We start from the raw sequence: 25,962 nt of genomic DNA, 5'->3' as shown, positions 1-25,962 counted from the left end.
TTTATTGAAACATAGATTTTATTGGTTCAAACGATTTACGATGGTGAATAGACGGTCCAAATTCTTCTAACGCTTTTAAATGTTGCTTTGTCCCATACCCCGCATGTTGCCTAAAGCCATACATCGGAAATTCTTCATCTAATTGCTCCATATACTCATCCCGTGCCGTTTTAGCTAAAATGGATGCAGCTGCTATCGCTAGGCTCTTGGCGTCCCCTTTTATAATGGAATCCTGAGGGATCGAAATAGGTAATGTCATGGCATCCACTAAAACAACATCAGGCTTCGTCGCTAATGATTCCACACTTGCTTTCATAGATTGTTTCGTTGCCTCATATATATTCAGTTCATCAATTTGCTGGGCAGGCTGAAAATGAATGAAATAGCTTATGGCATGCTCTTTAATTAATGTGGCAAAACCGTTTCGTTTATCCTTCGATAATTGCTTTGAGTCATTCAAACCAACAAGTGCCTCACAATTTGTCGGTAAAATTACAGCTGCCGTCACGACTGGTCCCGCTAGTGGTCCCCGTCCTGCTTCATCTACACCTGCAATAAATGCATCTGTTCCCCCATAGCTTAAATCGAATGCGACTTTTTTTTGATGCTCTTGCAGCAATTGACGTTTTTTATCTTGTCTCTTTTGCCAAGTAAGCCATGCCTTTTGTACGCCAGCTCTTTCATCCGCTGCAATGTCTTTCATCCAATCTTGCCATTCCTCGGTATCTTTCAATGCAGTTGTAATTTCCTTAATGGTTTTCATTGTGTACTCCTTCTTACTTCTATTCATTCAAACTATATCATGTTCAGTTCTTTATGTAGTCTCTTTAACTAGAAAACTATTTCCTCTCTATAGTCATTATCGGTAAAAAAATGCATTCCTAAAAGAAAAACTGTCACAAAAGAACGTGTGACAGTTTCAAATACTTATACTTGTTCAGTTTCTTTTTCTAATTGCTCATCCACAAAATCAAAGGTTAGTTTACCTAATTGTAATCCGCGGATGTCTCGAACAATTAGTTGAGCTACTTGATCATAATCAATCTCTCCACCAGGACCGAATACACGACGCAGCTTGCCTATATGGTCAAAAGTGTCCACTAACTCCTCATGGATAAATTCCAAACCATAACGCTCCTCCATTCGCTTTGGGTAATGAACAGATAAGAAGCGTAAGCCATAGACAGCTAGGTCTTCCATATTTGTAATCGTGTCCTTAATAGCACCAGTTAAAGCTAATTTAAAGCCTACTTCTTGATCCTCAAACTTTGGCCATAAAATACCGGGTGTATCCAATAGTTCAAGCTCTTTACCAACTTTGATCCATTGCTGTGCTTTTGTCACACCTGGGGTATTCCCCGTTTTAGCGATATTTTTTTTCGCTAATCGATTAATCAATGTGGATTTCCCTACGTTTGGAATTCCCACAATCATGGCACGAATAGCTCTAGGTTTCATTCCTCTTGCTTTCATGCGATCAAATTTTTCTTTTAAAATTTCTTGCGCCGCTTTCGTTACTTGCTGTAAGCCCTTGCCCTCAAGTGAGTTAATGGCTACTGCTTTATGACCACGCTTTGCAAAATACTCTACCCATTTCCGTGTTTCTTGCTCATCTGCCATATCCGCTTTATTTAAAATCAAAAGACGAGGCTTTTGGTTAATGACTTCGTCAATCATCGGATTACGTGAGGATAGCGGTAAACGTGCATCTATTAATTCAAATATAATGTCAACAAGCTTTAATTTTTCAGTTACTTCACGTCGGGCTTTAGCCATATGCCCGGGAAACCATTGTATCGTCACAGCTATACCTCCTAAACTAAAAGAAAAAGGGAGTGATTATGCTCTCCCTTTTATGCATTACTTTACAATTTTTATGTCACTAAATGGCCAGAAAATCAGACTGGTGTTACCAATAATTTCCTTTTGGTCAACAAGGCCAATATGTCGACTGTCTTTACTATATCGACGATTATCCCCCATAACAAAGATATATCCCTCAGGAATGGTATTGCTATCCAAGGAAACATCGATGTCATTTAAGGTGAAATCTTCTGTTAAGGTCCCCTCAGTAATTTGCGCTTTATAGGCATCTAAATAGGGTTCATCAATTGGCTCTCCATTTATATACAATTGATCATCCTTATACTCCAATGTATCTCCTGGCAAGCCAATTACACGCTTTATGTAATTTTTTTGTTCAGGTGCATGGAATACAACGATGTCAAAACGTTTTGGTTCACCTATTTTATAACCAATTTTATTCACAATCATTCGGTCGCCATCTTCAAGGGTTGGCATCATGGACTCTCCATCAACTGCAATGGGTGTAAATAAAAAATATCGAATAACTGCAGCAATCGCAAATGCAATTAATAGTGCTTTTGTCCATTCCCATAATTCATTTTTTTCTTTCACTTGTTTTTCCATTGAGAATTGCCCCCTTGTCTAACACCATTTTAGATGATAGTGAATAAAGATGACAAGCAAAAAGAAAAGAGGCTTGAACACAAGCCCCTCACTTTTAAGTCATAATTATCGAATTTCTTTAATACGAGCAGCTTTACCACGTAGGTTACGTAGGTAGTAAAGTTTAGCACGACGTACTTTACCACGACGTACAACTTCTAAGTTAGCGATTTTTGGTGTGTGTACAGGGAATGTACGCTCAACACCTACACCATAAGAAATTTTACGAACTGTGAAAGTTTCGCTAATTCCGCCACCACGACGTTTAATTACTACACCTTCGAAAAGTTGGATACGTTCACGAGTACCCTCTACTACTTTCACGTGTACCTTAACAGTATCACCAGGACGGAAAGTTGGTAGATCAGAGCGAAGCTGAGATTTTGTAATTTCTGTAATAATGTTTGACATTGTTTTCTCTCCTTAGACAGATGCTCTTGCACGCAATCTATGCCACAGCGGAACACCGTAATTCAGTACTTCACATAGAAGTACAGATTAGATGTTATCATAAATAGAGTCGGCAATCAAGCATCTAGATGATTGTTTTTTAGTTTTTCTACATACAATTTTTGCTTGTCTGTTAATGGATATTGCTCCAATAAGTCAGGACGGCGCTCAAAAGTTCTTTTCAGCGATTGTTCCTCTCTCCATTGGTCGATTTTAGCATGATTCCCCGATAATAAAACATCAGGTACCTTCATGCCACGGAACTCCGCAGGTCGTGTATAGTGTGGATGCTCCAGTAGACCCGTTGAAAAAGAATCCTGTATATGCGAATCCTCTTGCCCTAAGACACCAGGTAACAATCTAACTACACTATCAATAACAGTCATAGCGCCTAATTCCCCACCTGTTAACACGAAATCGCCGATGGAAATTTCATCTGTTACAAGGTGCTGACGTATACGCTCATCATAGCCTTCATAATGACCACATAAGAACACTAACTCTGTTTCCTGGGCTAGCTCTTCTGCTTTTTTTTGGGTAAAGCGTTCCCCTTGAGGACACATTAATATGATCCGTGGCTGTTTGCCTGCAGTGATGGCCTCTACCGCACTAAACATCGGTTCAGGCTTTAATACCATTCCTGCACCACCACCATATGGATAGTCGTCAACTTGATTATGCTTGTTCCCTGAAAATGTACGAATATCCGTTACCTCTAAATTTACAGCACCCTTTTCTTGTGCTTTCTTTAAAATAGATGCACCAAAAACGCCTGAAAACATATCAGGGAACAGGCTTAATACATGAATATTCATCATAATAAGCCTTCCATAACATGGATGACGATTTTTTTATCCATAACATCAATATCTTTGACGATATCTTCTATATAAGGGATATAGTGTTCTTTCTTCGAGCCTTTCACTACCCATACATCGTTTGCCCCTGTTTGCAGGATATCTGCTACAACACCGATTGTTTCGCCTTCTTCAGAAATAACTGTGCAGCCGATTATTTCATGGAAAAAGAACTCATTTTCTTCAAGTAGATCATCTGTCATTTGATCTTTTGTCACTTTCAGCATGCCTTCTTTAAACGGCTCAACTAGGTTGATATTGTTCATGCCTTCAAAAGTTAATAAAATAAAGTTTTTATGACGACGCACAGAGTCAATCGTTACCCATGTTGGCTTCTTATCGTCTTTTTTAAAGGCAGCAAGCTTATTTCCTACTGCAAAACGCTCTTCTTCAAAGTCTGTTGTCGATAATACACGTACCTCACCACGGATACCGTGCGTATTGACAATTCGACCTACATTAAACCATTCCATTTTACTTTCACCTCGTAAAAACATGCTTATCTCCACAATGCACCTTGCTCATCCAACAAAGGTCCCGTTCTTGCAGATGTGCTTTGGAAGAATGTAGTTTTAGTTAAGACTCATTTGTCTTGTCAATAATAATATAAGCAATATCCTTTAGCTATACTCCTTATTAAAGGTTTATTTTCCACTTCAACAGAAATCATAGCGATATGCTGATGTTAAAAAAAGATAAAAAAAGGAAGGAACCTACAAGCTCCCTCCTTCTTCGACCAGATTTTACACTTCATGCTAAAAGCCCACTTCGAACTCCTAAGCGACATGTAAACACACCTATCAGGACTCACTAGTACTTGTTGCAAGAGCGTGAAAATCTTTTCTATTAATCCAATATATCGACGTAGGTCTTCTTTTGATGGTGACTACCTGCCGCTGAATAAACAATTGTACGAATCGCTTTTGCTACTCGCCCTTGCTTGCCTATGACTTTCCCTCTATCCTCTGGATGAACAAAAAGTTTATAAACAATTCGATTTGCATTTTCATCCGTCTCAATACGAACTTCTTCTGGATAATCGACTAACGGTAAAACGATTGCTTCAATCAGCTGCTTCAAAGACGTCGCCCCCGATTATTTACTGAATTTTTGGTTATGGAATTTTTCCATGATACCTTGTTCTGAGAACAGGTTACGTACTGTATCTGATGGTTTTGCACCGTCAGCTAACCATTTAAGAGCTTTCTCTTCATCAATGTTTACAGTAGCTGGTTGAGTTAGTGGGTTGTAAGTACCAACTGTTTCGATTTGACGACCGTCACGTGGTGAACGAGCGTCTGCAACTACGATACGATAGAAAGGAGATTTTTTAGCTCCCATACGTTTTAAGCGAATTTTAACTGCCATTTTAATAGCACCTCCGAATAAGTTTCACACAAGATAGTATATTATCAATGTTTAGGTTGTTTGTAAAGTGTTTTTTCTTAACACCTAAAAATTATTATTTAAACAACGAATCAAAGCCTGGTAATTTCATTTTTTTCTTTCCTTTACCACTTGCCATTCCAGTCATTTGCTTCATCATTTTTTTCATTTCATCGAATTGCTTAATGAGACGATTCACCTCTTGAATAGATGTCCCAGAGCCTTTCGCAATACGCTTTTTACGGCTACCATTCATGATTTCTGGGTTGGTCTTTTCAGCAGGCGTCATCGAGTAAATAATGGCCTCTACACGCCCCATTTGCTTATCATCAACTTTTACATTATCTAAGCCTTTGATTTTGTTAGCACCTGGGAGCATTTTTAAAATTTCATCAAGAGGGCCCATTTTCTTGACTTGCTGTAATTGCTCGACAAAATCATCAAAAGTGAATGTTTGAGATTTGAACTTTTCTTCTAATTCTTTCGCCTTGGCTTCATCTACATTTGCCTGTGCTTTCTCGATAAGTGACAGAACATCGCCCATACCTAAAATACGAGATGCCATACGCTCTGGATGGAATGGCTCGAGCGCATCCATTTTTTCGCCCATCCCGACAAATTTAATTGGTTTTTGCGTCACAGAACGGATAGATAATGCAGCACCACCACGTGTATCACCGTCAAGTTTTGTTAAAACAACCCCAGTAATACCAATTGCTTCATTAAAGCTTTCTGCTACATTGACTGCATCTTGACCCGTCATGGCATCGACAACTAGGAAAACCTCATCTGGCTCTTTTAATGCACGAATATCCTTTAACTCTTGCATTAGGTCTTCATCGATATGAAGACGACCAGCCGTATCGATGATTACTACATCATGATGCTCTTCCTTTGCTAATTCAATTGCCTGACGCGCAATTTCTACAGGAGATACCTCGGTTCCTAGCGCAAAAACAGGTAGTGATAACTGTTTTCCTAATGTCTGTAATTGTTGGACAGCTGCTGGACGATAAACGTCTGCAGCAACTAGTAAAGGTTTACGATTATATTTTTTTCGTAGAACATTTGCCAATTTACCTGTAGTTGTCGTTTTACCCGCACCTTGTAAACCAACCATCATAATGACAGTGGGTGGCTTTGTATTAAACTTAATGGGACTTTGTTCGCCCCCCATTAATTCTGTTAATTCGTCCTGTACAATTTTAATAACTTGCTGACCTGGTGTTAAACTTTGCATAACATCAACACCGACAGCACGTTCACTTACCTTTTTTACGAATTCTTTGACTACTTTTAAGTTAACATCCGCCTCGATTAAAGCAAATCGGACTTCTCGCATCATTTCTTTAACGTCTTGCTCTGATACTTTCCCTTTGCCTTTAATCTTTTGGATCGTTCCTTGGAGTCGTTCCGCTAATCCTTCAAAAGCCATTGCTTTCGCCTCCTAATCCCATTCTTTCAGCTGTTCAATAAGTGCTAACTGCTCTTCAGCTGTCATACTTTTTTCTGTAATCCCCATTGTTAGCTGTGACAGCATTTGGGTACGTTGTTTAAATTTTTCAAGTAAACATAATTTTTCTTCATATTCCTCAAGCATCGCTTCTGTTCGACGAATATTATCGTAAACAGCTTGGCGTGAAACACCATATGATTCGGCAATTTCTCCTAGGGAGTTATCATCCAAATAGTATAGCTCCATATAACTTCTTTGCTTATCAGTTAATAATGCTTGATAAAAGTCGAAGAGAAAGTTCATGCGTGTTGTTTTTTCAAGTAGCATCGAATGTTTCTCCTCCCGCTATTAGTCATTTGTATCATAACGAAAAGCGCCCGTCTGTGTCAAGGTAATCTCCTTGTCTAAAAGCCTAAATTGCTGCTATCAGGCATTTCTTGCCTTTAGCTAGTATTACTCTTTTAAACAAGTTCATTCGCCTATGCACAGTCGAGCGTTTTTATCCATTACGTGTCAGTGTCATTTTATCCAATTTTGTTCAAAAACTGAAGCAAACTAAGCATCCATCTTCCTCAAAAGAGGAGGGAGATGAATGCCAATCAAGATAAAATTATTCAGCTACTGTTAGCTGTTACTCTTCATTATTTTGTAATTCCTTATCTAAACCATCGGCAAATAATCCATAAACATATCGTTCTGCATCAAATGGCTGTAAATCATCCATTTTCTCACCAAGACCCACAAATTTTACAGGAATGTGTAACTTGTTGCGAATCGCAAGGACAATACCACCTTTAGCTGTACCGTCAAGCTTTGTTAAAACAATACCTGTTACATTCGTCGCTTCTTTAAATGTTTGTGCTTGAACAAGCGCATTTTGACCAGTTGTTGCATCTAATGCCAATAATACTTCATGTGGAGCATTTGGAATTTCACGTGAAATAACACGATGAACCTTTTCAAGCTCATTCATTAGGTTCACTTTGTTCTGCAAACGTCCAGCTGTATCACAAATTAACACATCCGCTTTTCTGTTTTTTGCTGCACGAATCGCATCATACATGACTGCCGCTGGGTCAGAGCCCTCTGATTGTTTAATGACCTCACAACCAACTCGGTCTCCCCACACTTGTAATTGATCAATGGCACCAGCACGGAACGTATCACCTGCAGCTAACACAACTGTTTTCCCTTGAGATCTTAAGCGATGCGCTAATTTACCTATCGTCGTTGTTTTCCCAACGCCATTTACGCCAACAAATAAAATAACAGTCAGTTCACCATCTGGCTGCATATTTAGTTCCATTAAATCTTCTTCACCTTGCTCATAAATTTCTACAAGCTTCTCAGAAATCACTGCTTGAATACCATTTGTATCTTTGATATTTTTACGCTGAACTTCATAGCGAAGTTTATCCATGAGTTCCATGACTGTTTCAAATCCAACATCAGCCTGTAATAGTAAATCCTCTAATTCTTCAAAGAAATCCTCATCCACTTTACGATAACGTGCAACAAGGTCATTCACTTTTGAAGTAAAGGAATTACGTGTTTTTTCAAGACCAGCCTTGAACTTTTGTGTTATTGACCAAGCAGAAGGCTTTTTCTCTTCCAGTGGTTCGTCCTCTACTACAGCTAGCTCCTGTACTTCTGACTGTTCTTCTTCTATCTCAGGTGAGGATTCTGATTCTGGTTCTGCTTCCACTTCAGCTTCTTTCACAATCTCCATTTCTGGTGAATCCTCACCTTGTTCAGGCACTTTTAGATCCACAGTCTCAATAGCAGCAGGTTCGTTTGATTCCTCTAGCTCTGTTTGATCAGAATCCTGCTCTTTGTCAGCTGCCTCTAGTTTTTCTTCCTCTGCTGGATTACCCATTAATTTATCTTTTAAACGTTTAAAAAAACTCATGCTTGTTCGCTCCTTTGCTCCGCAAGTACGGGTTCATCTTCTAGTTTTACTGATACAAGTTTCGACACACCTGATTCCTGCATTGTTATACCATACAAGACATCGGCTCCCTCCATCGTTCCTTTACGGTGGGTAATAACAATGAATTGTGTGTTGCGACTAAACTTTTTCAAATATTGGCTATAACGCACAACATTCGCCTCATCTAAAGCCGCCTCTACTTCATCAAGAATACAAAATGGTACAGGTCGAATATTTAGAATGGAGAATAATAAAGCAATGGCCGTAAGTGCGCGCTCACCACCAGAAAGTAAACTTAAATTTTGTAATTTTTTTCCTGGAGGCTGTGCCACAATTTCAATACCTGTTTCCAATAAATTTTGCGGGTCAATTAAAACTAAATCAGCTTGCCCCCCGCCAAATAGTTCACGGAAAACACGTTTAAATTGCTCTCTAATAGCATAGAACGTTTCACTAAAGCGCAACGTCATTTCTTCATCCATTTCTTTGATTGCTTCATGCAATGTTTCCTGCGCAGCAAGCAAGTCCTCTCGTTGTTCAGTTAAGAAAGTATGACGTTCTAGCACTCTATCATATTCCTCAATTGCACCTAAATTAACAGGTCCTAGCTCTTCAATGGATCTTTTTAATAATTTTACACGTCTTCGCACAAACTCTTCATCTTCGATGGCTAGAGCTTCTTCCTCGGCCTCTTCGAATGTTAACTGATAATTTTCTTCGAGTTGTTCTATAAAATTATCCATTTCAAATTCTACACGATTTCGTTTTAACTCATTTGCACGTATTGCCTCAAGGTATCCTTTATGAATACGTTGCAGTTCCTTCAGTTGCTCTTCTAATGTAGCTAGTTCTTGTTGCTGACCTATTTTCTGCTCTTTCTTATCAGAAATAGTTTCTTGTAAGGCATCTCTTCTTGCTTTCCATGTAACAACCTGTTCCTCGACCTCTTCATCACTTAAATGATTTGTCGATTCATCAGATTGAAGCCACACTATTTCCTGAGAAATATTTTTTACTTTTTGTTGTGCTTTGTTTAATTGTAGCGCTAGTTCAGCAGTAGTAATTTGAACTTGTGACATTTGTTCCTGCATAACTGCTAGCTGTGAACGTTTTTCGGCAAGTTGTTCTCGTAATACATCTTTCTCTGTCTCACCTTGTAACTTTACCTTACTTAATTGTTCTACAGTTTCATTGATTTCGACAAGCTCTATAGCAAGGGTATTTAATCGCTCCACTGCCACTTGTTTTTGTGTCAACAATGCTTCCTCACGTGTTTTTACATCCTGTGTTTCAGTTGAAGCAAAGGTTACTCTGGCCGATAAGCTTTTTTCTACCATCTCTAGCTCACGAATGCGGCTAGATTGTTGCATTTCATCTTTTCGTAATTGCTCTCCTTCAAGCTTTAGTTGCTCTACTTGATCTCGCAGTATCGCAAGCTTCTCTTTTTCTGCTGCAACAGCCTGTTCGGCACTATAAATGGAAGCCTGTAATGATTCTAGCTTAAGGATTAAATCATCTAACTCGGCCTTTCTTGTGAAGAGTGAGGATTGCTGTTTCAATGCACCACCTGTTAATGAACCACCTGCATTGACAATATCTCCATCAAGTGTGACAACTCGGTATCGGAAACCACATAAACGAGCAATTTGACTTGCACCTTCTAAATTCGCTGCCACGATGACATTTCCTAAAAGGTTTTCAACAATTGTTCGATTATCTTCGTTAAAAGTAACAAGCGCATCTGCCATTTGAATAAAAGCAGGATGCTCAGTTGCTATTTGAATAGTCCCTAGATTAATTTTGCGTGATTTCATGACTGTTTTTGGTAAAAAAGTAGCACGTCCAGCCCGTTTTTGTTTTAACCAATGAATGGCCTGTTGTGCATGACGTTCATTGGTTGTGACAATATGTTGAGAGGCAGCACCTAAAGCTGTTTCGATCGCTTGTGAATACTTTCCTTCAACTTGAATTAACTCAGCTACAGCACCCTCAATACCTTGTAATTCGCCTTTATCACGAGCAAGTAAGACTTCTTTAACACCTTGGAAGAACCCAGAAAAATCAGCTTCGAGCTCAGCTAACGTATCTTTTCTAGCCTTTAGTTGCTGTTGGTGCTGGTAGGCTTTGTACAGCATATCCTGTTTTTCAGCAAAGGATATATTGACATTTTTTAACTGTATTTGTAAGGCTTCATGTTGCTCTAGTTTTTTCTGCAAATCATTGGTTGTTAAGGCATGTTCAGCCACTAACTTTTCCTTTTCAGCAATAATTTGCATAAGCTCCTGTCCAATTTCATCTGTTTGATCGGACATTTTTGCTGCCATTGCCTTTTGTTGAGCTAATTGCTGGTCGATATTTTTCAATTCATTCTTGACTGTTGCTTCTTCATTTAATGAATCAATATATCGATTTTTATGCTCTTCGATTTCTTCCTCGATTTCCGTCACAGAACGATTTAATGATTGTTCTAACTGTTTGATGCTCTGTTTTAACACTGAAACGGCTTGTTGTTTCTCGGAGAACACTTCTTTTTTCTCCTGTTCTTGAACAAGCAGTAATTCTACCTCTGCTTTAGCCTCTTGTAATGTCGTATTCAGCTGCAGAAGTTGATTGGATGCATTTTGGCGTTTTTCAGCCATCAGTGCCTTACGACCATCCCAACGTTCTACCTCCATAGTGGCATTGACAAGTTCAGCTTGCGAAACATCCAAATAATCATCCAGATCTTTTAATAGCTTACGGATATTGGTAGTCTGTTTATCAATCGTTGTAATTTTTTGAGCTTGTTTTAGCTCCGTTGCTGAAAGCTCAGCAAACTCCTCTTTTAGCGCATGCAAAGATTGTGCACAATTTTTAAAATCATGCACAAGAATGGCAATATCAAAATCCTTTAGCTCGGTAGACATTTGTACATAGTCTCTTGCACTAGATGCCTGCATTTCAAGCGGCTCTAATCGGTTGTCTAATTCATGGAGAATGTCTAATACACGATACAAATTTTCATCTGTCTCAACAAGCTTATGCTCTGCTTTTTTCTTTCTTATTTTATACTTTAAAACGCCAGCTGCCTCTTCAAAAATAGAACGACGGTCATCAGGTCGGCTATTTAAAATTTCATCCACACGTCCTTGAGAGATGATTGAAAATGCCTCTTTTCCAAGTCCTGAATCCATAAACAAGTCCGTAATATCCTTCAGGCGACACTGTTGGTTATTTAATAAATATTCACTATCACCTGAACGGTATACGCGTCTTGTTACACTGACTTCTGTATAAGAAAAAGCAAGTTGCTCGTCAGTATTATCTAATATAAGTGTTACCTCTGCAAAGTTGAGTGGCTTACGAGAGTCACTCCCAGCGAAAATAACATCTTCCATCTTTGCTCCACGTAACGACTTTGCCGATTGCTCCCCAAGTACCCAACGAATCGCATCTGTGACATTACTTTTTCCACTGCCATTTGGTCCAACAACGGCTGTAACACCAGGTACAAAATCAATTCCAATGCGTTCCGCAAAAGATTTAAAGCCAATCACTTCTAGTCGTTTTAGGAACATCTATTAAGCCTCCTCTTTTGCAGCTTCTTCACGCATCATTCGCATAGCACATTGTGCAGCTTGCTGCTCGGCTTCTTTTTTTGATTTTCCACGACCAATACCAAGCTCTTGTCCATTTAATAATACGCTTGATACAAAGGTACGATTATGTGCTGGGCCTTTTTCATCGATAATCTCATAATGAAGAAGTCCATTATTGGTTTGCTGTACCATTTCTTGCAATTGACTTTTAAAATCCATCACATGCGAAAAAGCACCGACTTCTACTTTTGGGAACACGATCCGTTCTAAAAAGGACACGACCGTTTGTAAATCTTGATCTAAATAGAGTGCGCCTACAAATGATTCAAATACATCTGCAAGTAGCGCTGGACGTTCCCGACCACCTGTTAATTCCTCACCTTTTCCAAGTAAAACAAAGCGTCCAAAGCCTAGCTCATTAGCAAAAATAACTAGGGATGGCTCACAAACAATGGAAGCTCTTAACTTTGTTAACTCACCCTCGCTCATATTCGGGTATTTCTCAAAAAGATATTTAGAAACAGACAGTTCAAGTACTGCGTCTCCTAAAAATTCAAGACGCTCATTATCCGTAAATAGTTTACGGCGATGCTCATTCACATAAGATGAATGCGTGAATGCTTGATACAATAAATTTTTATTAATAAATGTGATATTTAATTCATGCTGTAACAGCTCAAATTGATTGCGTACTTTTTCAGGAAGTACGCCAGATTTCTGCATAGTTCCTTTTCTTTTCATAGCCATTGAACAAATCTGCCTTCCTAATAGTTTCTACCGTTTTAGTGTACCTTTTTCAAGGCGTTTATGCAAAAGTATTTCGGCTTAAACACAATGTTTTGGAAATTTTTCCGAAAATTTATCTTGATTCAGCATGCATCTCCCTTGAGAGAGAATTTTGAAGCCAAAGCGTAATTAATTTTCAACATGAAAAAAGGGACGTTAATAGATCGAAAACCGATCCATTTCGTCCCCTTTAAATACATCTTCATTCATTGAATCTGCTTCTTCTTTCAAGTAAAAGCAGAAAAAGTAATTTCTACTTTATTCAAGCTACCATAAAAACCATTGTATGATTACGATGACCATTACACCTATAGAGGTGATCTATTTTCACTAAATAAAGTTTTAACGAAATTAGTTTAATTTACTTTCGATGTATGAGATTGCAGTACCTACTGTTGAGATTTTTTCAGCATCTTCATCAGAAATTTCCATATCGAATTCGTCTTCAAGCTCCATTACAAGCTCAACTACGTCTAATGAGTCAGCACCTAAATCATCACGGAAAGAAGCTTCAAGCGTTACTTCGCTTTCTTCCACACCTAAACGGTCCACGATTACTTTTGTTACGCGTTCTAATACTGTAGACAAATGATTCACCTCCCCTCAAATGATTATACAAAAAATCAGCGTATATGCCTAATTGAAATTACATGACCATGCCGCCATCAATATGAAGCGTTTGCCCTGTCATATAATTAGCGTCATCCGATGCAAGGAAAGCTACTGCTTTTGCAATATCCTCTGGCTGACCAAGTTTCGCAAGAGGAATCTGTGTAAGCATACCTTGTTTGATATCCTCTGGCAATTGTTCTGTCATTTCTGTTTCAATAAAACCTGGTGCAATGGCATTGACTAAAATATGACGAGAAGCTAATTCCTTTGCCGTCGTTTTCGTTAGTCCAATAACACCTGCTTTAGCCGCAACATAGTTGGCTTGACCAGCATTCCCCGCTACACCAACGATAGAAGAAATATTAATAATACGACCTGCACGTTGCTTCATCATTTGACGTGTTACCGCTTTAGTACAAAGGAAAACACCTTTAAGGTTCGTGTCTAATACATCGTCCCATTCGTCCTCTTTCATACGCATGATCAAGTTATCTCTTGTAATACCAGCATTATTAACTAAAATATCAAGAGAACCAAATGTTTTCACAGCAGCATCCATTAAAGCTGTAACTTCTTCTGTCTTTGAAACGCTAGCTTGCACAGCAATTGCTTCGCCACCGTTTTCTTGAATCATCGCCACTACTTCTTCCGCTTTTGCCTGTGAGCCACTATAGTTCACAACAACCTTCGCACCTTCATCAGCAAGCTTTAAAGCAATAGCACGTCCAATTCCTCTTGAAGCTCCTGTTACAACAGCTACTTTTCCTTCTAATTTACGCATTGATTGACCACTCCTTCGATGCTTCTAAAACTGCTTCTAATGAAGCTTCATCATAAACACAATAAGCTGCAACAGAGCGATCAATTTTTTTCAAGAGACCGCTTAATACTTTGCTAGGTCCACATTCGATAAAGACATCAACACCCTGCGCAATCATTTCACGCATAGATGCTTCCCATTGCACAGCACTATAGACCTGTTCAACTAGCTCCTGTTGAATCGCAGCTACATCTATTAATTCCTTCGCCATTACATTACCAATCACAGGTATTTCAGGTGCGGATAAAGAAATCTCTGCCAATGCTGCTTGCAGTTTCTCTGAGGATGGTTGCATTAAATCAGAGTGGAAAGGACCACTTACAACTAAAGGGATTGCTCGTTTTGCACCAGCTTCTTTAGCGGCGATACTTGCTTTATCTACTCCTTCTTTAGTGCCTGAAATAACAATTTGTCCTGGACAATTCACATTGGCCACCTGAACAGAGTCGCCTGCAGCTGACACCTGCTTTGTTACCTCGTTCAATGCCTCTAGTTCCATTCCTAGAATTGCCGCCATCGCACCTTGTCCTGCTGGTACAGCTTCATTCATATAAAGACCTCGTTTATGCACGATCGACACGGCATCATCAAATGACATAACGCCTGCTAAAACCAATGCACTATATTCTCCAAGTGAATGACCCGCTGCGTAGTGTGGTTGAATACCTGCTGCGCGCAACTTTTCGGCCACCATTACACCAGTAGTAAGAAGCGCTGGCTGTGCATGATATGTCAATGTTAACTCTTCTGCTGGACCTTCTAACATTAATTTAGATAATTCAAATTGAAGAGCTTGATCTGCACGATCATAAAACGCTTTACTTTCTGCAGCATTTTCAACAAACTCCTGACCCATTCCAACTACTTGCGATCCCTGTCCTGGAAAAATAAATGCTATTTTCGTCATTTGAATAATCCCCTTTGCTTAATCAATTTCTATGTGACGTACTGTCTCAGTAATCGTCGAAATAACGGTATGCTCTACCATCGTATTGGCTTGTCGAATGGCACTGAAAATCGCTTTCGCGTTAGATGATCCATGTGCCTTAATAACAGGTGCTTGTAAGCCAAACAATCCTGCGCCACCATACTCTGTATAGTCCATTTTATTTTTCAAGTCACGTAAATTATTTTTCATGAGTGCTGCCGAAATTTTTGTTTTCGTTGAAGACATAAAGGCCTCTTTCAACATGGAAAATAAAGCACCTGCCGTCCCTTCAATAGACTTCAACACCATATTGCCTGTAAAGCCATCCGTTACAACAACATCAGCTACTCCTTCAAGTAAATCACGCGCTTCAACATTACCAATAAAATTCAAATCCGCTTCCTTCAATAATTCGAAGGCTGCTTTCGTTAGTTCATTTCCTTTTTTATCCTCAGTGCCGATATTTAATAAGCCAATTCTTGGTTTTTGTAATCCTCCAACCTTTTTAGCATAAATATCACCCATAATCGCATATTGCACTAAATGCTCTGGTCGAGCATCTGCGTTTGCTCCTAAATCAAGCATTAAAAAGCCTTTACCATCTAATGTTGGTAGCGTTGTAGCTAATGCTGGTCGAGCTATTCCCTCAATGCGACCTACTTTAAATAAGCCTCCTGCCATAAGGGCACCTGTGTTCCCAGCAGAAAGGCAAGCATCTGCTCTACCTTCTTCTACTGCATCCATCATACGTGCCATTGAAGAATCTTTTTTTCTACGAACAGCGCGGGCAGGATCATCAGTTCCTTCTACTACTTCCTCACAATGTATAACCTTTAATCGATCATGTTGTTTTAAAAATGGTTCCAGCTTATCTTGCTGACCATATAATTGAATTTCTAAGTTTGGGATTTGCTCTAATGCTAAAAGTGCACCTTCAACAACTGATTTTGGTGCATTGTCTCCACCCATTCCATCAAGCGCTAATTTCATTGTTACTCACCTTTACCTTTCGTGCGGTACATATCAAACTCACCAACAAAAACGGTTTCACCATTAACGGTAGATGTTACCTCGACTTTTGTACGATGTTTTTGTTCATCTCGTCCGATAACAATCGCTTTTGTAATAACACGATTTCCAGCTCGTACAGGTTTCACAAACGTTATATTGGAATGTACGGTTAATGCTAGTTCGTCATCAATTACTGCAACCGCTAATGAATTTGCTTGCGCAAACAAATGATGGCCACGTGCAATGCCATTGCGCTGAAAAACATGCTCTTCTTGTACATCAAAAATCGAGAGTGCTCGATGATCTAATTCAATATCTACAATTTCCCCGATGACCTCATCAATCGGTAGAGATTTTACTTCATTTTCATAGTTTTTTGAAGCAACGTCTTTAATTCGCTCTCGTAATTCTGGTATGGATAACTCCATACGGTCTAAACGAATTGTTTGGACACTTACCTGAAACTGTGTTGCTAGCTGTTCATCTGTGACGAATGGATTTTCAGCTATCGTTTCAGATAGTAGTCGCTGTCGCTCTTTTTTCGTTCGTCTCAACTTCATTCGCCACCTTTTGAGTTGTTATTAGCACTTGGTACTAATATCAGTATATAGAGTATAAAAAAAGAATGCAAGACTTGTTTTGAAATCAAGTACTTACATTCTTTCTATGCTAATAAGCTTCCAACACTAATCGAAGCGTTCCCCTTGTAAAACACCAGAATCCTCTAGCATTTTACGCAAGTATTGATAGTCGTCATCCTGCCAAAACGCTTTTGTTTCAAGCATCTCTGTGGCATCTTTTCTAGCGGTCTCCAGTATACGATAATCATGTACTAAATCAGCTACTTTAAAATCAGGTAAACCACTTTGCTTTCTACCAAAAAAGTCCCCTGGTCCCCTTAATTCCAAATCTTTTTCAGCTAAACGGAAACCATCATTCGTTTCCGTCATCGATTGCATACGCTCTTTCCCCTCATCAGACTTAGGATCAGCAAGTAAAATACAGTAGGATTGATGCTCTCCACGCCCAACACGCCCTCGAAGCTGATGCAACTGCGCTAAGCCAAAACGTTCAGCATCATAGACAATCATAAAGGTAGCATTCGGCACATTCACACCTACCTCCACAACGGTTGTAGAAACTAAAACCTGAATGGTTCCTTCACTAAAAGCCCGCATAACAGTATCTTTTTCATCGGCTGATAAACGCCCATGCATTAAACCGACCTGATAACGATCTTTAAAATAAGTCGCTAGCTGCTCATAAATTTCCACTGCATTTTGAACATCAAGCTTATCGGATTCCTCAATAAGCGGGCAAATCGCATAGGCTTGTCTTCCAGCCGCTAACTCTAATTCTAGCTTGGACAAAACAGAGCCGATTTGTTCTTTCTTCATCCAATGCGTTTCAATCTGCTTGCGCCCTGCTGGCATTTCATCAATCATCGATACATCCATTTCCCCAAATGCCGTAATAGCCAGTGTTCTTGGTATCGGGGTAGCTGTCATAAAGAGCACATCTGGATTCTCCCCTTTATCTCGCAAAACACGACGTTGCTCCACACCAAAGCGGTGCTGTTCATCCGTGATGACAAAGCCTAATTTATGAAAAACAACATCTGGCTGGATTAGTGCATGTGTGCCAATGACAATATCAAGATCCCCATTTGCCAAATCAGCTAATATCACACGTCGCTCCTTTGTTTTAGTGGACCCAGATAACAGTGCAACACGAATGCCAAAGGGCTGGAACCATTCTTTCAAGTTCTCCAAGTGCTGTTCTGCTAATATTTCAGTTGGTGCCATTAAGGCTCCTTGAAAACCTGCTGTTACGGCCGCATATAGCCCTATTGCCGCTACGACTGTTTTCCCTGAACCTACATCCCCCTGTAGCAAGCGATTCATCCGATGCGGTTCCTTCAAATCTTTACAAATTTCATTCACCACGCGTTTTTGGGCATTCGTCAATTCATAGGGCAAAGAAGCAATAAAGTCTCGTAACTTATGCACATCAAACTGAATGACTGTACCGTGTTCACTATCCTTCCTTATTTTCCGTAAAGCTTGAATACGCAATTGGAAGTTTAATAGTTCCTCATAGGCAAAGCGTCTTCTTGCCTGTTTAGCATGTCCGGCATCCAGTGGAAAATGAATACCCTCCAAGCCCTCTCTTATTGAAACGAGCTTATACGACTCTTGTAAATAATGTGGAATGGTATCTGGCAACACTGCGCCGCAGTCATCTAACACTTGTCGCATATATTTTCGAAATCTTTTTTGTGGGATCAAACCTTTCAGACTATAGACAGGCTCAAAGTCTACTTGATCCGTTTTAGGACCAAATGTAACAGAAGTGCCGTTGATTACTTGTCTACCACGATCCCATTTTCCAGTCACCGTAATAATGGCTCCAGGTACAAGCTTTTGCTTTAAATAGCCCTGATTAAAAAATACGACTTTCACTAAATGACGTCCTGCTAAAACGGTTACTTGAAGTCTTGATTTATTGCGACCTAAAAACAAAACTGTAGGCTCACGCTCCACCTTACATTCAACCGTCACACGTTCGTTATGTGGTGTTTGCGCTAAATCTTTTAAACGAAAATCTTCATGTCGATGTGGGAACGTCCATAATAAATCAGCTATTGTATTGATTCCTAGTGATTCAAGATGTGCTGCTGTTTCTTTCCCGACGCCTTTTAATTCATTGACGGGTCCATATAATTCAGTCATCTTCTCCCACAACTCCCTTCATTGATTGTTTATGTAGTGTTATACCCTTTCTCTATCTAATGTACCATAAATTATTTCCCTAACCCTACACATAAGCAAAAACCCTACCAATGATTGATAGGGTTAAATTTTTGATTATTTAATTTCACAGGAGAAGCATGTAATTTCTTTCACATATTGCTCATCAACTTCTATTCCTAATCCAGCTTTATGGCTTAACTGTAGGATGTCTTTATAGTATGTAACATTTGCCACATCTTTTACAAACATTAATGGCCCAACCATCTCGTTTGTATGGATAATCGACTTACTAATCGCTAGGTGTGCCCCAGCCATTGTTCCGATTGCTGATTCCACCATAGAGCCTACTTGACAAGGCATCTCTGCAGCCTCTGCCAGACTTGCTAGAGCTAGAGCTGGATAGATTCCACCTGATTTCATTAATTTTATATTTAGCATATCCGCAGCACGCATTTCTATGACATCGACTAAATCATAAATATTATGAACACCCTCATCTACCATAATACTACAAGGAGAAAGGGCTCTGATTTCTTTTAACGCTCTTAAATCATGTGCTTTTACAGGTTGCTCGTACCAGTCTACATGACAAGCTGTAGTTTCTCTTATTACTTTTAATGTCTCCATTCTATTCCAACCTTGATTGGCATCTACCCGCAGTTGCACCTCATCCCCTATTGCTTCTCTTACCGCACGAATACGAGCAATATCTATTTCAGCATTTGTACCAACCTTAATTTTAATATTACGGAAACCCGATTTTACAAATTCACTTGCATCTTTAGCCATTTCTTCCGGACTTTTAATACTAATCACTCTTGGCACCTGTAATTCCTCATGTGCTTTTCCACCAATTAATTGATAAACAGGTTGACCAGTCATTTTCCCCATCAAATCATAGAGTGCAATGTCCAATGCTGCTTTTGCTGAAGGGACTCCATCAATTTTTTCATTAAACTTTTTATGAATACGCTCTACTGCAAATGGATCTTCATTAATCAATAATGGGGCTAATTCATGTTTAATAACGTGATACGTACTCTCCCAAGTTTCACCAGTCACATTTTGATCAGGCACAGCTTCGCCCCAGCCAACTACCCCCTCATCCGTCTCTATTCTGGTAAGAATAGTTGGCATATCATCTAAATGAACATACGAAATAATGAATGGTTCCTTTAATTGTAATCGTGCTGCAAACACTTCAATCTTTTTTATCACGATGTATAGCTCCTTTCCGTATAATTAGTCTGATTATTTATGTTGCAAGATAATGTTTATAAATAGTTGAATAGCGTCAGGGAAAACATCTTCATCTACATCAAATCGTGGATGATGATGTGGATATTGGCTTTTTTTACCACCCATACCTACAAAAACAAATGCTCCAGGCTTATGTTGTAAATAATAAGAAAAATCTTCTCCTCCCATGACTGGTTCAACTACCTTAAATGCAGTATCTCCGAATTGTTCCCGTACAATCGATTCAATAATTCGTGATTGTGTCGGATCATTGATGAGCGGAGGTGTTCCTAAAATAAAATCGATTTTTCCCTCTGCTCCAAATGCTCGACAAATTCCCTCTGTTAAACTTACCATTTTCGTTTTAATGATTTTTACAGTGTTCGGTGTCAACGCTCTGATCGTTCCAATTAATTTTGCCGTATCAGGAATAATATTATAGGTAGTCCCCGCTTGTATATTACCTACTGTAATGACACCGGCATCGATAGGATTGACATTTCTACTTATGATACTTTGAAAAGCTTGCATTAAATGGCTCGCTATATAAATAGGATCAATTGTTTCATGTGGCATCGATCCATGCCCACCATACCCTTGAATTATAATTTCAAAATCATCAATAGAAGCCATCATTGGTCCATGTGTTAAACCAATCTTACCTTTCTCTAAACCTTGCCATAGGTGAATGCCAAAAATAGCATCTACATCTTCCAACACACCTTTTTGAATTAATAAATCAGCTCCACTTGGGGTGATTTCCTCTGCCGATTGAAATATAAGCTTGATATTCGGTTCGATTTTCTCCCTATTTAAGCTTATCCATGTTGCAACTGCTAATAAAATCGCAGTATGACCATCATGGCCACACATATGAGCAATACCTTGCTTGTGAGAAATGTATGGCTTGTCTCCCTCTTCTTCTATAGGTAATGCATCTATATCGGCACGTAATGCAATGGTCTTTGTTCCCTTTGTCCCTTTTATAAATGCCACTACACCTGGAGGTTCGTAATCTAGAATTTCTATATCTAACGCCTCTAGTCTTTGGCGAATAAACTTACTTGTTTCGTATTCTTGACCAGAAAGCTCTGGGTATTGGTGCAGATGACGACGATCCTCTATTGCCTTTTCTGCTAATTTTTTCATATTCATTATTTCCATTGTTAAAACTCCTTTAGAAAGGTCCATATTGTATGATTTGCGCAATAATGAGCGATATTACAGCAACTGTTACTTGAATAAGCATAAACGGAAAAATCCATTTTATCCATTTACCCCAAGGAATACCCGCAATTGATAATCCCGCCATTAAAAAACCTACTGTAGGGAAAATAATATTCGACATACCATCTCCAAATTGATAGGCAAGTACAGCTGTCTGTCTTGTAACGCCAATCATATCTGATAAAGGTGCCATAATCGGCATTGTTAAGGCAGCCTGTCCACTTCCTGATGGTACTAAAAAGTTTAAAAATAACTGGAAGATAAACATCCCTACTGCATTTAGTACAGGTGGAACTGAATCAAGCAATGCAGACGTGTAAAAGAGGATTGTATCAATTAATCCTGAGTTATTGAAAATCACTAAAATAGACTGGGCTAATCCAATGATAAGCGCACCACCAATTAAATCCCCAGCACCCTTCATAAATGAATTAGCAATATGCGAAGGTGATAGTTTGCCAATAAGCCCCATCAAAATACCAAACAATAAAAATAAACCAGCTATTTCAGTAATGTACCAACCTAGTTTTACAACCCCGTACATCAACACGATAAAATTCAATAGAAATGTAGCCATAACAAGCTTATGTCTTATTTCCATTTTCGAATTCCCCTGTACGAAACCACCATCCCCATTGCGGAAATTCCCATAAAACCCTATTTCGGGATTATTCTTCACTTTTCTTGCATAGCGATATACATATATTGTTGCTACTGTGTATAAGACAATAAAAATTACAATTCGAAAAGCAATTCCTGAAAATAATGGCAAGCCCGCAATCTCTTGCGCTATTCCTACTGTAAACGGATTCATAACAGCTGCCGAAAATCCGACAGATGCACCTAGAATAACAATAGCAAAACCCGTAATTGCATCAAAACCTAGGGCAACAGCAAGCGGTGCAAGAATCCCTACATACACAATCGTTTCATCAGACATCCCCATTAATGACCCAGCACAGGCGAAAAACAACATCAATACTGGTATTATTAACATTTCACGTTTAGCCATTTTTACGGATAGCATAGCGATAAAGGATTCCAACGCCCCTGTGGCTGATAGTATCCCAAAGGTACCTCCCACAATCAATACAAAGAAAATAATACTTGCCCCTTGCATCATGCCAGAATGAACACTGCTAAAAATATCTAAAAATCCAATAGGGTTCATTTCTGTAAAACTAAATGTCCCAGGTTGAATCACTTGACGTCCATTAACTTCTTCCCGTTGAAATGAACCAGCTGGAATAAAATACGTTAAAATGGATGATACGACAATAAGGCAAAAGATTAACACATAAACATTAATTCCTTTTTGTTGCTCTATTTCTTTATTAGCTATAAATTTACTCATCCGCCATCCTCCTTAGTTGAATCAGTAATCAAAACAAATTTTTATTAGCACTATCAATGCATATCGTATCTCTCCATCATAAAAAGCCATCCCCTTTTTTTGAAATTTCCGTCTTATTCATTGTAATTGATAAAAAAATAAATAAAAAATTACTATTTCGAATAGTTACTATTGATAAATTTACATATAATTCATCGGAATACATCAAAAAAATTACAAATAAAAAAGAACGTTCATTCCTGCGATTTCACCAAGAAGCAACATTCTTTTCATATACAAACCTTTTAAATTGTTTTCCATGTATCTTTGACTAAATCAATAAAAGTACTTACATTACTAAATGTTTTAGCATTTTGAGGAAAGATTAAATAAGTAGGTAACTTTTTAGGAAATCGGTAAAGAACTTGAAGACTTCCTTTGCTTACCTCTTTTTGAATAATAATATCACTCAGCAAGGCTAGACCTACTTGCTCCATTACCGCTCGTTTAATTGCTTCCTCGCTTCCAAATTCCACTATTGTTTGGGGCTTACACTGAATTTCTTGAAGGCAACTGACAATAGAGTCATCCATACCATAGGTTATAAAGGGATAATGATCGAATATTTCCTGCACAGTACGGTCTTTTACAATAAGCGGATTTCCAACCAACACTAAATCCTCTTCCTCCAATAATATCCCCTCTACACCAGCGTAACTAGGATAGCCAGCTACAAAACCTATATCTGCTTGATTTGAACTCACAAGTTTAGCTGTTTCTTTACTATTGGCACAAAGAAGTTTTAAGTTTACCTGAGGGTACAGTTTTAAATACGAGCCAATAATATGTGATAAATAATAGCCACAATAAAATTCTGGCGCAGCGATTGTCAAATGGCCAAAGGGTTTTTCGAAATTCTTCAAATCCTGTTCCATTTCTTCCATAATCCCAAATAATCGATCTGTATGTTCCTTTACTATTTTTCCTACTTGAGAAAGAAACATTTTTTTGCCCATTCGATTAATTAAGATATGTCCTAACTCTTCCTCTAACGCTTTAATCTGTTGGCTAATTGTAGGCTGGCTATAATTTAAAATTTGAGCCGCTTTTGTAAAGTTGAGGTAAGTTGAAACAACATGAAACGTTTTCAAATTACGCAAATCCATCTCTATTCACGCCCCTGCTATCAATTAAGATTTCACTTATTAAAATTTAATTATACATAAAACGACGATGTACGTTAGAGGGTTTTTCTTTCCATTAAGTTATCAACCAACATAAAAACATGCTACCTATTCAGATAGCATGTTTCTACATTTTTATTGAAGTGCTTTAATGCTTTGTAAGCCACCGTTTTCAAGAATAGCTTTACTGATAGCCTTTCCTGTTGGTGTTGCCGCTAGACCACCTCGTGCGGTCTCTTTAAGATTTGGACTCATAGATTGTCCAATGCGATACATTGCGCCAATTACTTCATCACATGGAATACGACTCGTTACACCTGCAAGCGCCATATCCGCCGCTACAAGGGAGTTAGATGCACCCATGGCATTACGTTTGACACATGGTACTTCAACTAAACCTGCTACTGGGTCACAGACAAGTCCTAGCATATTTTTTAGTGTAATGGCAAACGCTTCTGAACATTGCTGTGGTGTGCCTCCAGCCATCTCAACAATAGCAGCAGCAGCCATACCTGCGGCTGAACCAACCTCTGCCTGACAACCGCCAGCAGCCCCAGAAATGGAAGCATTATTTGCTACCACAAATCCAAATGCTCCTGACGTAAATAAATAACGAATCATTTGCTCACGAGTTGGATTTAGTTTGTTTTTTACAGCAAAAAGCGTTCCTGGTACAACACCTGCCGAACCTGCTGTTGGCGTTGCACATATTGTGCCCATTGCAGCATTTACTTCATTTGTTGCAACCGCTTTACTTACTGCATCTAATAATAAATCACCTGCTAGTGACTTTCCTTGTTTAATATAATTTTGAAGCAATACGGCATCCCCACCAGTTAAACCTGTTACTGATTGCACACCTTGTAATCCGCGTTCAATTGCTTCTTCCATCACTGTTAGATTTCGATCCATTTGCTGGATGATTTCTTCACGAGTTCTGCCAGTTATCAATATTTCCTGTTCGATCATAATTTCTGATATTAATTTTCCTTCTTGCTCTGCTCGTTCAACAAGCTCACGAACATTATGAAATAAAACGTCCATTACGGGACACCCCCTTAGTTATTAATTTTAGAAACCTTTGTAATATGTGGAATTAAGGATATTTGCTGCAGCACCTTATCCTCAATGTTTTGGTCAATTTCAATCACCATTAGAGCAGTTAAACCACGTTCGATACGTGACACCTCCATATGCCCAATGTTGACTTCATGCATCGCTAAGCAATTGGCTACATTGGCAATACAGCCAGCACGATCGTCATGTACAACAAGAATAGCTGGCATGCCACCAGTTAAACGCAACTTAAAGCCATTGACTTCACTGACTTCAATTTTTCCGCCACCAATCGAAATACCGACTACTGACATTTCCCCTTCATCGTCCCCAATGACAAGTCGAGCCGTATTTGGATGCTCCGTATTAGCTGTTTCAGGAATAAATTCATATTCTAATCCTGCTTTTTTAGCATCTTCAAATGCTGTTTTAATACGATCATCAAATGTATCGTAATTTAATAAGCCTCCCACAATCGCAACATCTGTACCATGCCCTCTATACGTTTCTGCAAATGATCCATATAAATGAATTTTTGCCCATTTAGGTTGTCTACCAAATAAATCCCTTGCAACACGCCCGATACGAGCTGCACCTGCCGTATGAGAGGAGGAAGGCCCAATCATGACTGGTCCAATAATATCAAATACTGAAGTAAACTTCATACAAACACCCCTCTATTCTATTCGTATAATAATATTTATTTTTATTTATATCATGCTTGATAGTTACTATAAAAGTAAAGCATTTAATTTATCAACTTTCAGAAAATTACCACTACTATAATTTATAGTAAATATATATGCTTATTTTTTGTCCGCACCATATATACACAACTACTAAAGCGTTGACATTCCAATATTTCCAAATTTTATATCCTGTGGGTA

The 25,962-nt window shown here is 38.8% G+C and carries 25 protein-coding genes; all 25 read right to left on the bottom strand.

The window, feature by feature from the left end; all coding sequences use genetic code 11:
- Position 1: 1 nt before the first annotated feature.
- The gene (locus ACEVFT_RS08015; protein WP_393949165.1) at positions 2-763 is read right to left on the bottom strand and encodes a ribonuclease HII; all 762 of its coding nucleotides are present in this window, start codon (positions 761-763) and stop codon (positions 2-4) included.
- A 164-nt stretch (positions 764-927) separates the two neighbouring features.
- Positions 928-1,803, bottom strand: coding sequence for a ribosome biogenesis GTPase YlqF (ylqF, locus tag ACEVFT_RS08010; protein ID WP_205441928.1), 876 nt, complete (start codon positions 1,801-1,803; stop codon positions 928-930).
- A 57-nt stretch (positions 1,804-1,860) separates the two neighbouring features.
- Positions 1,861-2,430 carry a signal peptidase I gene (gene lepB, locus ACEVFT_RS08005; protein WP_036080510.1) on the bottom strand — a complete coding sequence of 190 codons (570 nt, stop codon included), beginning with the start codon at positions 2,428-2,430 and terminating at the stop codon, positions 1,861-1,863.
- Positions 2,431-2,535: 105 nt separating this feature from the next.
- Positions 2,536-2,880: a 50S ribosomal protein L19 gene (rplS, locus tag ACEVFT_RS08000; protein ID WP_205441927.1), complete on the bottom strand. Its 345-nt coding sequence runs from the start codon at positions 2,878-2,880 to the stop codon at positions 2,536-2,538.
- A gap of 116 nt (positions 2,881-2,996) precedes the next feature.
- Positions 2,997-3,734, bottom strand: a complete 738-nt coding sequence (gene trmD, locus ACEVFT_RS07995) for a tRNA (guanosine(37)-N1)-methyltransferase TrmD (RefSeq protein WP_393949343.1) — start codon at positions 3,732-3,734, stop codon at positions 2,997-2,999.
- Positions 3,734-4,249 (bottom strand): ribosome maturation factor RimM, encoded by a 516-nt coding sequence (rimM, locus tag ACEVFT_RS07990; protein ID WP_342442686.1) that lies wholly within the window; start codon positions 4,247-4,249, stop codon positions 3,734-3,736. Before rimM ends, trmD begins: the two co-directional genes overlap by 1 nt.
- A 373-nt stretch (positions 4,250-4,622) precedes the next feature.
- Positions 4,623-4,856, bottom strand: a complete 234-nt coding sequence (locus ACEVFT_RS07985; protein WP_004269410.1) for a KH domain-containing protein — start codon at positions 4,854-4,856, stop codon at positions 4,623-4,625.
- A 15-nt stretch (positions 4,857-4,871) separates the two neighbouring features.
- Positions 4,872-5,144 (bottom strand): 30S ribosomal protein S16, encoded by a 273-nt coding sequence (gene rpsP / locus ACEVFT_RS07980; RefSeq protein WP_004269411.1) that lies wholly within the window; start codon positions 5,142-5,144, stop codon positions 4,872-4,874.
- 94 nt (positions 5,145-5,238) lie between these two features.
- A complete protein-coding gene (gene ffh / locus ACEVFT_RS07975; RefSeq protein ID WP_205441925.1) occupies positions 5,239-6,597 on the bottom strand; it encodes a signal recognition particle protein in 1,359 nt (452 codons plus the stop codon).
- 12 nt (positions 6,598-6,609) lie between these two features.
- Complete coding sequence (locus tag ACEVFT_RS07970; protein ID WP_205441924.1) at positions 6,610-6,945, bottom strand: putative DNA-binding protein; 336 nt, start codon at positions 6,943-6,945, stop codon at positions 6,610-6,612.
- A 304-nt stretch (positions 6,946-7,249) separates the two neighbouring features.
- Positions 7,250-8,527: a signal recognition particle-docking protein FtsY gene (gene ftsY / locus ACEVFT_RS07965; RefSeq protein ID WP_393949161.1), complete on the bottom strand. Its 1,278-nt coding sequence runs from the start codon at positions 8,525-8,527 to the stop codon at positions 7,250-7,252.
- A complete protein-coding gene (smc, locus tag ACEVFT_RS07960; protein WP_393949159.1) occupies positions 8,524-12,105 on the bottom strand; it encodes a chromosome segregation protein SMC in 3,582 nt (1,193 codons plus the stop codon). The genes ftsY and smc overlap by 4 nt, the downstream gene beginning before the upstream one ends.
- A gap of 3 nt (positions 12,106-12,108) precedes the next feature.
- Entirely contained in the window at positions 12,109-12,873 is a 765-nt protein-coding gene (rnc, locus tag ACEVFT_RS07955; RefSeq protein WP_012293239.1) for a ribonuclease III, read from the bottom strand.
- A 390-nt stretch (positions 12,874-13,263) separates the two neighbouring features.
- A complete protein-coding gene (gene acpP, locus ACEVFT_RS07950; protein WP_009371143.1) occupies positions 13,264-13,500 on the bottom strand; it encodes an acyl carrier protein in 237 nt (78 codons plus the stop codon).
- A 58-nt stretch (positions 13,501-13,558) separates the two neighbouring features.
- Positions 13,559-14,305 carry a 3-oxoacyl-[acyl-carrier-protein] reductase gene (fabG, locus tag ACEVFT_RS07945; RefSeq protein WP_205441920.1) on the bottom strand — a complete coding sequence of 249 codons (747 nt, stop codon included), beginning with the start codon at positions 14,303-14,305 and terminating at the stop codon, positions 13,559-13,561.
- A complete protein-coding gene (fabD, locus tag ACEVFT_RS07940) occupies positions 14,298-15,251 on the bottom strand; it encodes an ACP S-malonyltransferase (protein WP_393949155.1) in 954 nt (317 codons plus the stop codon). The genes fabG and fabD overlap by 8 nt, the downstream gene beginning before the upstream one ends.
- A gap of 18 nt (positions 15,252-15,269) precedes the next feature.
- Positions 15,270-16,262, bottom strand: a complete 993-nt coding sequence (gene plsX / locus ACEVFT_RS07935; protein WP_205441918.1) for a phosphate acyltransferase PlsX — start codon at positions 16,260-16,262, stop codon at positions 15,270-15,272.
- 2 nt (positions 16,263-16,264) lie between these two features.
- Positions 16,265-16,837, bottom strand: a complete 573-nt coding sequence (fapR, locus tag ACEVFT_RS07930) for a transcription factor FapR (protein ID WP_205441917.1) — start codon at positions 16,835-16,837, stop codon at positions 16,265-16,267.
- 132 nt (positions 16,838-16,969) lie between these two features.
- On the bottom strand, positions 16,970-19,015 hold the full coding sequence (gene recG / locus ACEVFT_RS07925) for an ATP-dependent DNA helicase RecG (protein ID WP_393949152.1): 2,046 nt from the start codon (positions 19,013-19,015) through the stop codon (positions 16,970-16,972).
- 135 nt (positions 19,016-19,150) lie between these two features.
- Positions 19,151-20,254: a mandelate racemase/muconate lactonizing enzyme family protein gene (locus ACEVFT_RS07920; protein ID WP_205441915.1), complete on the bottom strand. Its 1,104-nt coding sequence runs from the start codon at positions 20,252-20,254 to the stop codon at positions 19,151-19,153.
- A 33-nt stretch (positions 20,255-20,287) separates the two neighbouring features.
- Entirely contained in the window at positions 20,288-21,439 is a 1,152-nt protein-coding gene (locus ACEVFT_RS07915) for a M20 metallopeptidase family protein (RefSeq protein WP_393949150.1), read from the bottom strand.
- 13 nt (positions 21,440-21,452) lie between these two features.
- Entirely contained in the window at positions 21,453-22,856 is a 1,404-nt protein-coding gene (locus ACEVFT_RS07910) for a YfcC family protein (RefSeq protein WP_342534064.1), read from the bottom strand.
- Positions 22,857-23,140: 284 nt separating this feature from the next.
- Positions 23,141-24,001 carry a LysR family transcriptional regulator gene (locus tag ACEVFT_RS07905; protein ID WP_393949147.1) on the bottom strand — a complete coding sequence of 287 codons (861 nt, stop codon included), beginning with the start codon at positions 23,999-24,001 and terminating at the stop codon, positions 23,141-23,143.
- A 153-nt stretch (positions 24,002-24,154) separates the two neighbouring features.
- A complete protein-coding gene (sdaAA, locus tag ACEVFT_RS07900; RefSeq protein ID WP_205441911.1) occupies positions 24,155-25,063 on the bottom strand; it encodes an L-serine ammonia-lyase, iron-sulfur-dependent, subunit alpha in 909 nt (302 codons plus the stop codon).
- 14 nt (positions 25,064-25,077) lie between these two features.
- Positions 25,078-25,740 (bottom strand): L-serine ammonia-lyase, iron-sulfur-dependent subunit beta, encoded by a 663-nt coding sequence (gene sdaAB / locus ACEVFT_RS07895; RefSeq protein ID WP_205441910.1) that lies wholly within the window; start codon positions 25,738-25,740, stop codon positions 25,078-25,080.
- Between the last annotated feature and the right edge of the window lie 222 nt (positions 25,741-25,962).

Source organism: Lysinibacillus sp. PWR01, assembly GCF_043359455.1.
Classification (GTDB): domain Bacteria; phylum Bacillota; class Bacilli; order Bacillales_A; family Planococcaceae; genus Lysinibacillus; species Lysinibacillus fusiformis_F.
This window is presented reverse-complemented; position numbering and strand designations above follow the sequence as displayed.